This window comes from Mesorhizobium qingshengii (assembly GCF_900103325.1).
In the GTDB taxonomy this organism is placed as follows: domain Bacteria; phylum Pseudomonadota; class Alphaproteobacteria; order Rhizobiales; family Rhizobiaceae; genus Mesorhizobium; species Mesorhizobium qingshengii.
Genome location: NZ_FMXM01000004.1, coordinates 340,974 through 354,308, shown reverse-complemented (window position 1 = coordinate 354,308; position 13,335 = coordinate 340,974). Strand labels below are relative to the sequence as shown.

The 13,335-nt window shown below is 64.2% G+C and carries 15 protein-coding genes; 8 read left to right on the top strand and 7 right to left on the bottom strand.

Translation table 11 applies throughout. The features are described from left to right. Positions 1-2: 2 nt before the first annotated feature. The 6 genes from BLS48_RS08465 to pcaQ all read right to left on the bottom strand — a co-directional run bounded on the left by BLS48_RS08465 (position 3) and on the right by pcaQ (position 5,829). A complete protein-coding gene (locus tag BLS48_RS08465) occupies positions 3-1,073 on the bottom strand; it encodes a branched-chain amino acid ABC transporter permease (RefSeq protein WP_091576699.1) in 1,071 nt (356 codons plus the stop codon). Further along, the gene (locus BLS48_RS08460) at positions 1,070-1,966 is read right to left on the bottom strand and encodes a branched-chain amino acid ABC transporter permease (RefSeq protein ID WP_091576697.1); all 897 of its coding nucleotides are present in this window, start codon (positions 1,964-1,966) and stop codon (positions 1,070-1,072) included. Before BLS48_RS08460 ends, BLS48_RS08465 begins: the two co-directional genes overlap by 4 nt. Further along, a complete protein-coding gene (locus tag BLS48_RS08455; RefSeq protein ID WP_091576695.1) occupies positions 1,963-2,691 on the bottom strand; it encodes an ABC transporter ATP-binding protein in 729 nt (242 codons plus the stop codon). Before BLS48_RS08455 ends, BLS48_RS08460 begins: the two co-directional genes overlap by 4 nt. After that, positions 2,688-3,431 carry an ABC transporter ATP-binding protein gene (locus BLS48_RS08450; protein ID WP_091576693.1) on the bottom strand — a complete coding sequence of 248 codons (744 nt, stop codon included), beginning with the start codon at positions 3,429-3,431 and terminating at the stop codon, positions 2,688-2,690. The genes BLS48_RS08455 and BLS48_RS08450 overlap by 4 nt, the downstream gene beginning before the upstream one ends. 21 nt (positions 3,432-3,452) lie before the next feature. Next, entirely contained in the window at positions 3,453-4,769 is a 1,317-nt protein-coding gene (locus BLS48_RS08445) for an ABC transporter substrate-binding protein (RefSeq protein WP_091576913.1), read from the bottom strand. Between the two features lie 142 nt (positions 4,770-4,911). Beyond that, positions 4,912-5,829: a pca operon transcription factor PcaQ gene (pcaQ, locus tag BLS48_RS08440; protein WP_091576692.1), complete on the bottom strand. Its 918-nt coding sequence runs from the start codon at positions 5,827-5,829 to the stop codon at positions 4,912-4,914. A gap of 93 nt (positions 5,830-5,922) precedes the next feature. Here pcaQ and pcaD point away from each other — a divergent pair, with 93 nt between their 5' ends. The 6 genes from pcaD to pobA are packed head-to-tail and all read left to right on the top strand — an operon-like array spanning position 5,923 to position 10,735. Then, entirely contained in the window at positions 5,923-6,732 is an 810-nt protein-coding gene (pcaD, locus tag BLS48_RS08435) for a 3-oxoadipate enol-lactonase (RefSeq protein ID WP_091576690.1), read from the top strand. After that, positions 6,725-7,132 (top strand): 4-carboxymuconolactone decarboxylase, encoded by a 408-nt coding sequence (gene pcaC / locus BLS48_RS08430; RefSeq protein ID WP_091576688.1) that lies wholly within the window; start codon positions 6,725-6,727, stop codon positions 7,130-7,132. The genes pcaD and pcaC overlap by 8 nt, the downstream gene beginning before the upstream one ends. Beyond that, a complete protein-coding gene (pcaH, locus tag BLS48_RS08425; RefSeq protein ID WP_091576686.1) occupies positions 7,122-7,877 on the top strand; it encodes a protocatechuate 3,4-dioxygenase subunit beta in 756 nt (251 codons plus the stop codon). Before pcaC ends, pcaH begins: the two co-directional genes overlap by 11 nt. Then, positions 7,877-8,491: a protocatechuate 3,4-dioxygenase subunit alpha gene (gene pcaG / locus BLS48_RS08420; protein WP_091576684.1), complete on the top strand. Its 615-nt coding sequence runs from the start codon at positions 7,877-7,879 to the stop codon at positions 8,489-8,491. Before pcaH ends, pcaG begins: the two co-directional genes overlap by 1 nt. 19 nt (positions 8,492-8,510) lie before the next feature. Continuing rightward, positions 8,511-9,563, top strand: coding sequence for a 3-carboxy-cis,cis-muconate cycloisomerase (locus tag BLS48_RS08415; RefSeq protein WP_091576682.1), 1,053 nt, complete (start codon positions 8,511-8,513; stop codon positions 9,561-9,563). Beyond that, positions 9,563-10,735 (top strand): 4-hydroxybenzoate 3-monooxygenase, encoded by a 1,173-nt coding sequence (pobA, locus tag BLS48_RS08410; protein ID WP_091576681.1) that lies wholly within the window; start codon positions 9,563-9,565, stop codon positions 10,733-10,735. The genes BLS48_RS08415 and pobA overlap by 1 nt, the downstream gene beginning before the upstream one ends. 23 nt (positions 10,736-10,758) lie before the next feature. Here pobA and BLS48_RS08405 read toward each other — a convergent pair whose 3' ends face one another. Continuing rightward, the gene (locus tag BLS48_RS08405) at positions 10,759-11,430 is read right to left on the bottom strand and encodes a FadR/GntR family transcriptional regulator (protein WP_091576679.1); all 672 of its coding nucleotides are present in this window, start codon (positions 11,428-11,430) and stop codon (positions 10,759-10,761) included. Between the two features lie 205 nt (positions 11,431-11,635). On the opposite strand from BLS48_RS08405, the gene BLS48_RS08400 reads away from it, so the two are divergent. Both BLS48_RS08400 and BLS48_RS08395 read left to right on the top strand, forming a co-directional pair. Further along, the gene (locus BLS48_RS08400; protein ID WP_091576677.1) at positions 11,636-12,514 is read left to right on the top strand and encodes a fumarylacetoacetate hydrolase family protein; all 879 of its coding nucleotides are present in this window, start codon (positions 11,636-11,638) and stop codon (positions 12,512-12,514) included. Beyond that, a complete protein-coding gene (locus tag BLS48_RS08395) occupies positions 12,511-13,290 on the top strand; it encodes an alpha/beta fold hydrolase (RefSeq protein ID WP_091576676.1) in 780 nt (259 codons plus the stop codon). The genes BLS48_RS08400 and BLS48_RS08395 overlap by 4 nt, the downstream gene beginning before the upstream one ends. The last annotated feature ends 45 nt before the right edge of the window (positions 13,291-13,335 follow it).

Sequence of the window (13,335 nt, the reverse complement as noted above, 5' to 3'; positions counted from 1 at the left end):
GGTCATGCCTTCTCCTGATGCTGGGTGGTTTGTCGCGGCGAGGGCGCGGTGCCATCGTCGGCCGGAGCTGTCGGATTGCCCGGCAGCCTGACGCGGTAGCCGACCGGCAGCAGGCGCAGGCCAAAACGCTCCTCGACCGTCCCCCACAGGCCGCGCGGCAGGAAAAGCGAGAACAGCACGGCGGTGGCGCCAAGCCCGATCAGGTACCAGACGCCGGCGCCACCGAACCAGGTCTCGATTAGGAAGAACACCAGCGCGCCTAGAATGGCGCCTTCGAAGGTGCCGATGCCGCCGACCAGCACCATGAAGATCATGTAGGCGGTCCACTGGACGTTGAAATAGGTTTTCGGCTGGAAGGTGATGGAGGTCGCCAGCCACAGCGCGCCGGCGATGCCGATGCCGAAGGCGGCAAGCACGAACAGCAGCCGCTTGGTGCCGGTGACGCGCACGCCGACCGACGCGGCGGCATCCTCATTGTCCCGGATGGCGCGGATCGCGGCACCGGTGCTGCCGCGCAGCAGGCCAAACAGCATGGCGAGCAGCGCGGTCATCGACGCCAGCGCCAGCCAGTAGATCGTCATCCGTCTGGTGCCGGCATCGTAGACGTTGAGCGAGATCAGCGAGGTGCCGGTTTCGCCCTGCACCAGCCGGTCGAGATTGACCAGCAGATGCGTCAATGCCGCGATCACCCACATGCCGATGGCGAATTCGCCGTTTCTCAGCCGCAGCATGAACAGCGACAGCGGTACCGACACCACGCCGACGACGATCGCCGAAACGAAAAGCGAGGCGAAGGGGTTGAGGCCGGCATCGGCCAGCCGGATGGCGAAGTAGGCGCCGAGCCCGAAGAACACCTGCTGGCCGACAGACACCAGCCCGCCAAAGCCGGCCAGCGCGTTCCACATCGCCGCCAGGATCACATAGATGAACAGCGCGGTCATCCGGTCGACCGCGCCGGCCGACAGGAATTGCGGCGCGATTGCCAGCAGCGCGATGATGACGGCGACCGCCACCGCGGCGATCCGCGATGTCGCTGTGCCGCGCTCGATGACAGGCGAGGTCGAGGCGCTCATGACGCGCTCCGGGAGGGCAGGCGCAGCAGGCCGCGCAGGCCAAGGCCGGATGTCGAAAGCCGCACGAACAGCACGACAAGGAACACCGCATGGCCACCGATCAGAAAACCTTGCGGATGCACCTGTGCGCCAAGCGTCTGCGCAAGCGCCAGCACGATGCCGCCGATCAGCGTTCCCCACAACGAACCGGCGCCACCGATCACCGCGGCTTCGAAGGCGAACAACAATTGTGGCGCGCCGGCATAGGGATCGAAGGTGGCGCGCATGCCGAGGAAGGCGCCGGCAAGGCCGACCGTCACCATGGCTATTGCCGCGGCGATGGCGTTGGCGCAGCGCGCGTCGACGCCGACCAGGCCGGCTGTATCGGGATCCTCCGAAGTGGCGCGGATCGAGCGCCCGAGCCGGGTGTGGGTCAGGAATAGCTGCAGCCCGCCAAGCAGGACCACGGCGGTGGCGAACATGATCACGGCGAGCTTGCCGACATAGATGCTGCCCGGCCACTCCCAGGAATCATAGGAGAGGCTGCCGATATAGGGCGCCAGCGAACGCGTATCGGCGCCAAACTGCTCGAACAGCAGATTGTCGATGACGATGGCGAGGCCGAACGTGGTCAGGATCGGCAGCAGTGCGCCGCCGCGCGCGCTGCGTTCGAGCAGGAAGCGCTGCAGCGTCCAGCCGATCACCGCCATCAATGGCAGCACGATGAGCAGGCCGACAAATGGCGAGACATGGAACCGCGAGGCCAGCAGCCACAGCGCATAGGCGGCGAACACGGCCAGGCTGCCATGGGCGAGGTTGATGATGCGCATCACCGAAAACATGAAGGACAGGCCGCAAGCGATCAGCGCATAGTAGCCGCCAAGCAGGATGCCCTGGATGATCTGGTTGCTCATGCGGGAACGCTCCCGGAGCTTTTCCTGTGCAGGCCGAAATAGGCCTTGGTCACCTCGTCGCGCGAAACCGTCTTGCTCGACCCTTCAAGCGCAACGCGGCCTTCGAGCATGCAGATGACCCTGTCGGATACCGCGAGCGCCCGGTTGAGGTCCTGCTCGACCAGGATGATCGTCGTACCCGAGCTGATCAGGCCCTGCAGTGCGGCATAGACACGGTCGACGATCAGCGGCGACAGGCCGAGCGAAACCTCGTCGAGCAGCAGCACGTCCGGATTGCTCATCAGCGCCCGGCCGATCGCCGTCGCCTGCTGCTCGCCGCCAGACAGGTGACCCGTCCTGGCATGGCGGCGCGGCTTCAGATTGGGGAACATCTCGAGCACCTTGTCGACGCTCCAGTCGCCCGGCCGGCCGGCGGTCTTGCCGAGCAGAAGGTTCTCCTCGACCGTCATCTGGACGAACAGCTTTCGCCCCTCCGGCACCAGCGCGATGCCCATGCCGACGCGTTTGTGCGATGGCACGCCGGTGAGATCGGCCCCGTCCATTAGCACACGGCCGGCCGCCGGCTGATGCGCGCCGGCGATTGCCCTGAGCAGCGTCGTCTTGCCGGCGCCGTTGGCGCCGACCAGCGCCAGCGTCTCGCCGCGTTCGATTGTGAAGCTGACGCCGCGCACCGCCTGCAGCAGGCCATGCCGGACGACCAGGTTCTCGACCGAAAGCAGGCTCATTTCGGGCCTCCGCCGAGATAGGCGTGGATCACTTGCGGGTCGGCCATCACCGTTTGCGGGTCGCCGTCGGCGATGATCCTGCCGGCGTCCATGCAGATCAGCCGCTCGGCCACCTGCAGCAGAATGTGGACAATGTGTTCTATCCAGACGATGCCGATCTTGCGTCGCCGCAATTCCTTGATGGTGTCGACAAGCTCGCCGGCTTCGCCATCGGTCAAGCCGCCGCCGATCTCGTCCAGGAGAAGCAGCGTCGGTCTTGCAGCGAGCGCCCGGGCCAGTTCCAGCCGCTTGCGGTCGAGCAGCCCGAGCGTCTCGGCGCGCCGGTTGGCGACGCTGAGCATGCCGCACAATTTCAGCGAGCCAAGTGCCTCCTCATAGGCTTCGTCGCGGCCGAGGCCGGCGCCATGCGACGCGGCGACGAAAACGTTCTCGAAAGTGGTCATGCCGCTGAACGGTTTCGGCACCTGGTGCGTACGCACCAGGCCGAGCCGGCAGCGCTGCGTCGCCGTCAGGGTCGTCACGTCACCGCCCTTGAAACTCACCGTGCCCGAACTCGGCGGAAAGGCGCCTGAAAGCACGCTGAGCAGCGTGGTCTTGCCGGCGCCGTTCGGGCCGACAATACCGACCGCCTCGTCGGCTTCCATGGTGAAGTCGACGGCATCCAGCACCACAAGCGCGCCGAAGCGCTTGTGGATATCGGCGGCAGCGAGGATCGCCTGTTGTTGCGGATGGGTCACCAGGCGATCCTCGTCAGCGGTCCATCAACCGTTGTAAGGCAGAAGCTTGGCTTCGACGGGCACCTTGGGGTCGGTGGCGTTCTCGGTCACCACGTAGTCGAGCGGGAATTTGCTGCCTTCCTTGGCGGCCACCCATTGCGTGCCGATGATCGGGCCGGGCGAGACATTGGCCACTGGTCCGCTGGTGAAGTCGACCTTGCCGATCATCGTCTCGGTCTTGAGCGTGCTCAGCGCCTTGGCGACCGCCGCCTTGTCCTTGGCGTCGGTGCTTGCCTTCAGCGCTTCGAAGCCGGCGTCGAGCAACGACATCGAGGCGCCGAGCTGCTGCGTCCACTGCTTGCCGCTCGTCGCCTCATAGCCGTCGGCCAGCTCGGTGCCTGAAACGCCCGTCAGTGGCGACTTGTAGGGGAAGGCCTTGTGCCAGTAGGCGGCGCTCGAAATCTTCATGCCGAGATCGCCGAGCGCCTCGATGTCCGAAGGGAACAGACCGGTCTTGGCGACCTGGCAGATCTTGATCTGCTTGATCAGGCCCTGTTGCGCCGCCTGGCGCCAGAAGGCGGCGAAATCCGGCGGGATCGGGAAGGAGTTGAAGATCTCGACGCCTTCCTGCTTGAACAGCGCGATCTGCGAGGAATAGTCGGTGGTGCCGGTTTCATAGGCGCCGGGATCGACGATGGTGAAACCTTGCTTGGCCAGCAGCGGCGCCAGATTGGCGCGGATCGCGTTGCCGTCGGCATCGTTCGGATACATGACGCCGACCTTCTTGTTGGTCTCGATCAGGTTCCATTGCGAGATGTAGGTCTTGAAGAACTCGCCGACGCCGAAGCCGAAATGGTAGGTCCATTTGAACGGCGAGGGCGCGCCGGGCTTGGCGCCACGGCCGAAATACCAGGCTTCCCACGGCATCACCGTGGAGAGGCAAGGCACGCCGGCGGCTTCGCAGGCGTCGGCAACCGGATTGATCACCTCGGGCGTCGAGACCGCCAGCATCAGGTCGATAGCCTGGTTGTTGATCAGGTCCTTGGCCAGCTGGCCCGCGCGGGACGGATCCGATTGCGTATCCTGGTCGAGGATTTCGACGCTGTATTTCTTGCCGCCTATGTCGAGGCCGCCGGCCAGCGCCTTGCGGGCCAGGTCGAGCACGTAGCCGTCGGTCTGGCCGAAGCCGGCCAGCGGCCCGGTGCGCGGGCTGACGAAGCCGACCTTGAGCGTGTTGCCGGCCTGGGCAAAGGCGTTGCGGCCGCCAAGGGCCAGCGCCGTGCCGCCGGCGATCGAGGTGGCAATGAACTGGCGTCGCGAAATGCCCGGAATCGTGGATCTGCTGCCGAGTACGTGGGTCATGTGTTCCTCCCTCTGTGGCTCCTCCATCACCACAGTGCACCACGCATTTGGTTCGGTAAAATGATATTTTGCGGTGTTTCATTAACCCATGGGTTAGGAAATCTCAGGTCACGACAACAGCCTGTTCGGATATGTGGACGCGTCAGCCGCCTTGCCTTGCCGCTTCGCGGATGGTCTGCAGCAGGATGGAGAAAGCAGGCGAGGGCGCCGTGTCGGTTCGCATCGTCAGGCCGACCGGTCCCTTGGTTTCCTCTGTGTTGACCGGCAGGGCGACGAAGGCGCCGCTGCCGAGCTCATTGGCGACGACGCCCGCCGAAATGATCCAGACCGCATTGCTTTGCCGCAGGAAGGCGCGGCCGAAGGAGTCCGAGACGGTTTCGATTTCGGTTGCCGGCGCCGTCATGCCGTTGGTGATGAACAGCCGGTCGACGAAGGGACGGATGACAGATTCCCGCGTCGGCATCAGCGCCGGGAATTCGTCGAGCCGTGCGAACACGTCCTGTCCGGCTTCGAGCAGCGGATGTTCCGCGCGCACCACGAACAGCACCTGTTCGGAATAGAGGTGCTCGAAGAAGAAGCCGGTCATGTTCTCCGGCGCCGCCAGCCGTCCGACAACGAGATCGAGCGCTCCGACACGCAACTGCTCGAGCAGCACCGCGTTCTCGCCAGTGACGATCTTGATCGCAGCGCCAGTGCTCTCCTTGAGGAACAGGCTCATGGCGAGCGGCATCACGCGCGCCGAAACCGTCGGCAACGCGCCGATGCGGATCGGATGCCGGTTGACCGCGCCGTCCTGCCTGACGGAATCGACGCCTTGCTTCAGCGCGGTGATCGCCGTGCCGGCATGGCGAAGGAAGATTTCGCCGATGCGCGTCAGCCGGATGCCGCGGCCGTCGCGTTCGACCACCGCCACGCCGAGCGCCTCTTCCAGTTCGCGCAACGTCTTGGTCACCGCCGGCGGGCTGACATGCAGGAAGTCGGCCGCTCTCGCCACGCTTCCCTGCCGCGCAACCTCAAGGAATGCCTGCAGGTGGCGGAAGCGGATGCGGCCTTCGGACATGAATTCGATAACCTCTGAGTTAATGAAACGGCGCAAAATATCATTTTACCGAACCAAATGCCTTGTGCAATGTGGAGATGGAGGACAGAAATCGTGCCATTCGTCACCATCGGCGGCATCACGCTGCACCATCGTCGCGTCGAAGCGAACAGCAAGGCACGCCCGATCGTGTTCATCAATTCGCTCGGCACCGACTTCCGGATCTGGGACGAGGTCGTCTTGGCACTTGATGGTGAAATGCCCTTGCTGGTCTACGACAAGCGTGGCCACGGGCTCTCCGACATCGGCGATATCAGGTCGATCGACGATCATGTCGACGACCTCAGCGGCCTCATCGATCACTTCGGTCTCGGCAAGGTGGTGTTGTGCGGCCTGTCGGTCGGCGGTCTGATTGCGCAGGGGTTCTATGCCAGGCGCCCCGAAGACGTCGAGGCGCTGATCCTCTGCGACACGGCACACAAGATCGGCACGACGGACAGCTGGAACACACGCATCGCGACGGTTGAAAGCAAGGGCATCCAGGCCATTGCCGATGCCGTGCTCAAAGTGTGGTTCACTCCTGCCTTCCACTCGGCACGTTTGCCCGAGCTGGACGGCTATTGGAACATGATGACCCGGCAAGCGCTTGCCGGTTACATTGGCACTTGCGTAGCGGTTCGCGACGCGGATTTCACCGACGCTGCGCGCCGCATCGCGGTGCCGACGGTTTGCGTCGTCGGTGATCAGGACGGTTCGACGCCTTCCGATCTCGTCCGCTCGCTGGCCGCTCTCATTCCCGGCGCGCGCTTCGAGATCATCCGCGACGCCGGGCATATTCCGTGCGTCGAACAGCCTCAAGCGCTGGTTACCCTGATCCGCGAGTTTATCGCATCGCTTCCCTCTGGAGCAGAAACCCATGGATGAAGTCCCCGGCAACGCAGCCAGATATCGCGCCGGCCTCGCGGTGCGGCGGTCCGTCCTCGGCGATCGCCATGTCGACCGGGCCGAAGTTGCCGCCACCGATTTCGATCAACCGTTCCAGGAACTGATCACCGAGGCAGCCTGGGGAACCGTGTGGGCACGGCCGGGCTTCACAAGGCGCGAGCGTTCGATCGTCACGCTGGCGCTGCTGGCCGCGCTCGGCCATGATGAGGAGGTCGCCTTGCATGTGCGCGCCACCGCCAACACTGGTGCCACGCGCGACGATATCTGCGAGGCGTTCCTGCATGTCGCCATCTATGCCGGCGTGCCGGCCGCCAACCGTGCCTTCAAGATCGCCAAGGACGTGTTTTCGGAAATGGACGGAGCCAAGAATGCCCGCTGAATCCGGCTCGAACCGGAGGCCTGAGACCGGCGCCTTTTTCCAGCGCGACCGGACATGGCATCCGCCGGCGCTGACGCCGAACTACAAGACTTCTATCCTGCGCTCGCCGCAGAAGGCGCTGGTCGCCTTCGACAACACGCTGTCGGAGACCTCAGGCCCGGTCTTCGGTCATGCCATGCTGGGCGAACTCGACGCCGACCTGATCCACAATTTCGCCAGGCCCGGCGAGAGCGCGCTCGGCGAGCGCATCATCGTCTATGGCCGCGTGCTCGACGAACGCGGCGCTGGCGTGCCAGGCGTGCTGCTCGAATTCTGGCAGGCCAATGCCGGTGGCCGCTATCGCCATAAGAAGGACGGCTATCTGGCACCGCTCGACCCGAATTTCGGCGGCTGCGGGCGCGCCATCACCGGCGAGGATGGCGGCTATGCCTTTCGTACCGTCAAGCCCGGTCCTTATCCCTGGCCGAACGGGCCGAATGACTGGCGGCCCTCGCACATCCATTTCTCGGTCTTCGGCCATGGCTTCGCGCAGCGGCTGATCACGCAGATGTATTTCGAGGGTGACCCGCTGATCTGGCACTGCCCGATCGCGCGCGGCATTCCCGACAAGGCTGCCGTTGAGACGCTGATCGCCGCGCTCGACATGCAAGCGACGATCCCCTTCGACGCGCGCGCCTACAAGTTCGACATCGTGCTGCGCGGGCGCCGCTCATCGCTGTTCGAAAACAGGCTGGAGGGCAATTGATGGTCCAGTCGCTCGACCGGCTGAAGGAAAGTCCTTCGCAGACCGCCGGACCCTACGTCCATATCGGGCTGACGCCCAATTTTTGCGGCATCGGCGGCGTCTACGCGACTGACCTCGGTGCGACCATGGTCAACGACAAGACCAAAGGCGAACGCATCGGCCTGCGCATCCGGGTGCTCGACGGCACCGGCACGACGCTCAAGGACGCTCTGATCGAGATCTGGCAGGCGGATGCGGACGGGCTCTACAATTCGCCGGCGGAGATGCGCGGTGCCGCCGATCCGAATTTCCTCGGCTGGGGTCGTTGCCCGACTGACATGGAAACCGGCCTGTGCACATTCGAGACGATCAAGCCTGGCCGGGTGCCGTTCAGGGATGGCCGCCTGATGGCGCCGCATATCACGCTCTGGATCGTCGCCCGTGGCATCAATCTCGGCCTGCACACGCGGCTCTATTTTTCCGACGAGGAAAAGGCCAATGCCGAGGATCCGATCCTGGCGCGCATCGAGCACCGCGTTCGCGTGCCGACCCTGATCGCCGAGCGCAAGGGCGACACCTACGTCTTCGATGTCCATCTCCAGGGGGAGAAGGAAACGGTCTTCTTCGACAGCTGATGGTCAGGAGGAGCAGGACATGACCGTATCGCCCTTCGACCATCCGCTGCTCTCCGCTCTTCTCGGCGACGAGGAGGCGAGCAGGCATTTTTCTGTCGAAGCCGAAATCGAGGCGGCGCTGGCATTTGAAAGCGCGCTGGCGCAAGCGCAGGCCGAAAACGGCATCATCGGCAAGGATGCGGCGGCAGCGATCGTGTCGGGCCTATCCTCGTTTCGGCCGGACACTGCCTTGCTGCGGGCCGCGGTCGCCAGGGACGGGGTCATGGTGCCGGAACTCGTACGCCAGATCAGGATGGCGGTCGGCGAGCCGCATGGCCAGAAAGTGCATTTCGGTGCGACCAGCCAGGATGTCATCGACACCGGCCTGATGCTTCGGCTGAAATCCGTCGTCGAACATCTCGGCCTGCTGCTGACCGAGACCATCATACGGCTCACTTCGCTCGATGAGCGCTTCGGGGGCAGGGCGCTGGCCGGGGTGACGCGCATGCAAGCTGCGATCCCGATCAAAGTGGCGGATCGCGTACGAGCGTGGCGGGCGCCGCTGCAACGGCACCAGGAAAGATTGCCGGAACAGTCGAGGCGCCTGCTGGTCGTGCAGTTCGGCGGTGCCGCCGGTACGCTCGAAAAGTTCGACGACAAGGGGCCGGCGGTGCGCGCGGCCCTTGCCGCCAGGCTTGGTCTTGCCGATGCGCCGCAATGGCAGAGCCAGCGCGATGCGCTCGCCGATTTCAGCGGCTGGCTGTCGCTGGTAACCGGCAGCCTCGGCAAGTTCGGCCAGGATATCGCCCTGATGGCGCTGGGCGGAACCGAAATCGAACTCTCGGGCGGCGGCGGTTCGTCGGCCATGCCACACAAGCAGAACCCGGTGAAGGCGGAGGCGCTGGTGGCGCTTGCCCGCTTCAACGCCACGCAGCTTTCCGGCATGCATCAGGCGCTCGTGCATGAGCAGGAGCGTTCGGGTGCCGCATGGACGCTGGAGTGGCTGTTGCTGCCGCAGATGGCTGTCGCCACCGCCGCGTCGTTGCGCCTTGCCGCCGAACTGGCCGGGCAGATCGAAAGTCTCGGGCACTGATGCGCACTCAGGTTGTTATCATCGGTTCGGGACCGTCCGGTCTGCTGCTCGGACAATTGCTCCACGGCATAGGCGTCGAGACGGTCATTCTGGAACGCGCCAGCCGCGATCACGTGCTTGGCCGCGTGCGCGCCGGCGTGCTCGAACAAGGCACCGTCGAGTTGCTGGAGGAGGCCGGCGCTGCCACCAGGCTGCATGCCGAGGGGCTTCCCCATTCGGGCATCTCACTTGCCTTCGATGGCCGCTTGCATCGCATCGATCTGGCAGCGCTGACCGGCGGCAGGCATGTCACCGTCTATGGCCAGACCGAAGTGACGCACGATCTGATGGACAAGCGCGATGCGGCAGGACTGACCACGGTCTACGAGGCGGCAAACGTCACACTGCACGATTTCGACAGCGAGGAGCCTTTCGCCACCTATGACAAGGATGGCGTCAGCCATCGCATCGACTGCGACTTCATCGCCGGCTGCGACGGCTATCACGGGGTCAGCCGCAAATCGGTGCCGGAGGGCGCGCTAAAAACCTTCGAGCGGCAGTATCCGTTTGGCTGGCTCGGCGTGCTGGCCGAAGTGCCGCCGGCCGATCATGAACTGGTCTACGCCAATCATGAGAGGGGTTTTGCGCTGTGCTCGATGCGCTCGACGCACCGCAGCCGCTACTATGTGCAGTGCCCCGAGGGCGACCGCGTCGAGGCATGGTCGGACGACCGCTTCTGGGACGAGTTGCGCCGCCGCTTGCCGGAGCCGACAGCGGCGAGTGTCGTCACCGGGCCATCCTTCGAGAAGTCGATCGCGCCCCTGCGCTCCTTCGTTGCCGAGCCGATGCGTTTCGGCCGGCTTTTCCTGGTCGGCGATGCCGCCCACATCGTGCCGCCGACAGGGGCCAAGGGTCTCAACCTTGCCGCCAGCGACGTGCGTTATCTCTTCGCCGGCTTGCGCGACTTCTATGTGGAAAAATCGCACGCCGGCATCGATGTCTATTCGCAAAAGGCGCTGGCGCGGGTCTGGAAGGCAGTGCGCTTTTCCTGGTGGATGACGACGATGCTGCACCGCTTTCCCGACACTGGCGAATTCGGCCAACGCATCCAGGAGGCCGAGCTCGACTATCTCGTGCATTCCAAGGCGGCATCGACGGCGCTTGCCGAGAACTATGTCGGCTTGCCCTACTGACGGGCGGCAAACGATGCGCGGGTCTATCGACCCAGGAGATTGCGTTCGACGGTTCTCAGATGCGCCAGCATCGCGTTTTTCGCACCTTCCGGATCGCGGTGAAACAGGCAATCCAGGATCGCCTGGTGCTCGTCGCAATAGGCCTGGCGACGTTCCTCCGAGAACGAGCGCTTCTTCATTTCGAACCAGGGTGACTGGTTGCGAATGGCGCGCATGAGATTGTGGATCTCTTTCAGGAAGTCATTGCGGCAGCATCCGAACACCCGGTGATGGAATTCGGCGTCCCAATGCTCGAAATCCGGCATGTCCTTGGCGTCGCACGCGGTCTGGTGCGCTTCGCGAACCGCGTTCAGTTCGGTCGCGCTGGCATTGGTCGCGGCAAAGGCCGCTGCCGCTGGTTCGAGCAGCTGCCTGATCTCCATCATGTCGGCGGGGCTGGTGCCCTCCATCCGCGTGACCATCGATGTGATCGACGTCGGGTTGGTCGCGGTCAGGAAGGTGCCCCGCCCGACATGTCGGACGACAGTTCCGTCGTTCTCAAGGAAGCCGACGGCACGGCGCACGGTATTGCGCGCGACGCCGAATTCGACCGCGAGGTCGCGCTCGGGCGGCATGCGACCGTCCTCGAGCCACTCGCCGGAGGAAATACGCTTCTTGAGCATTGTGGCGATATCGTTGGCGACGAGCTTCGGCATTCGTTGAGAACTTTTATCTGATCCAATGTTGAACCAATATTATCAAGCGATTGCCGGTTGGTCCAGTGTTCAGACGAAAACAGACGCCGCATGCGCATGTTTTGTTGAATTGGAAGCTGAAATCCTCTTGAAGCGTGAACCAATCGGCGATAGCGTGTAACGAAAGAGCCAGCATTGGTTCATAAAAGGTTCAGGGAGGAATCGAATGCGGGTCGCGACATTTTCGATCGCCGGCGAACGTCGCGTGGGTATTGTCGATCTCGATGCCCAGACCATCGCTCCTTTCGATTTTGCCGTCGATCAGGCCAAGGCCGGCATTCTGGCACTGATCGAGCGCAACGGCGCCGGCCTGCCGCGCACCCTGTCACCCATCCCTCTGGCGCAGGTGGAAATAGAGGCGCCGATCCCGCAGCCGCGCCGCAACATCTTCTGCGTCGGCAAGAACTATCACGAGCACGCGCACGAGTTTGCCCGCAGCGGCTTCGATTCCAGCGCCGGCGCCGGCGCGATCCCAAAACACCCGATCATCTTTTCCAAGGTGCCTGAATCGGTCGTCGCCAACCATGCCAGCGTGCTGATCGATTCCTCGGTCTCGACGGCCATCGACTACGAGGCGGAGCTTGCCGTCATCATCGGCAAGGGTGGGCGCGGCATCTCCAGGGAAAACGCGCTCGACCACGTCTGGGGCTACACGATCGTCAACGACGTCACCGCCCGCGACCTGCAAGCCAAATACAGCCAGTGGCTGATCGGCAAGTCACAGGACACGTTCTGCCCGATGGGTCCCTGGGCAGTGACCAAGGATGAGTTGGATCTGGCGACGGCCGGCATCCGCTGTTTCGTCAATGAGGATCTGCGCCAGGATTCGCGCATATCGCTGTTGATCTTCGACATCCCGACCATCATCGCGACGCTCTCGCAAGGCATCACGCTGAAGCCCGGCGACATCATCGCCACCGGCACGCCGGTCGGTGTCGGCATCGGCTTTGATCCGCCGAAATACCTCAAGGCCGGTGACGTCGTGCGCATCGAGATCGACGGCATCGGCACGCTGGAAAACCGCTTCGTGGAGTATGCGCAATGACGACCGTGACGGTTGGCCAGGTCGTTGCGGAGGTTGTCGGCGAGGGTGCGGCCGTGGTGATGATCCACGGTCTTGGCGGCACATCCAACATGTTCCAGCCGCAGATGGCGGCACTTTCCAGCTATCGCGTCATCCGGCTCGACCTGCCGGGCTCCGGGCGCTCGCCGCGCCCGATCGAGCCGCTGACCATCGAATTGATGAGCGAGGCGGTCATCCGCGCCATGGCCGGCATGGGCGTCACTACCGCGCATTTCGTCGGCCACTCGATGGGCACCATCATCTGCCAGCAGATTGCCGCGACGCAGCCCTCGTTGGTTGCGTCGCTGGCGCTGTTCGGCGCACTGGCGGAACCGGCGGAAGCGACCAGGCAAGGGCTTGCCAATCGCGCCCGGCTGGCGCGCTCGGGCGGCATTGCCGATATCGCCGACCAGATCGTCGCCAATGCGATCTCGGCGCACACCAGGGAAACCTCGCCCGCCGCCGTCGCCTTCGTGCGTGAATCGATCACCCGCCAGGATCCGGAATCCTATGCCCGCACTTGTGAGGCGCTGGCCAAGGCAACCGCGGTCGACGCGCGGCGGATTTCCGTGCCGACCTTGCTTGTCACCGGCGACGCCGACACGGTCAATCCGGCTGGTGTCGGGCAGGCGCTTGCCGACAAGATCAAGGGAGCCATATTCTCGTCTCTGGATCGGTGCGGGCACTGGGCCACGGTGGAAAGCCCGCGCGAGAGCAGCCAGAAGCTCGCCGATTTTTTGAGACGGGTTGATAGGTGAGGAATTCTGATCGGGCGTAGAACTACGCGCTCGGCAAGTTGGGAG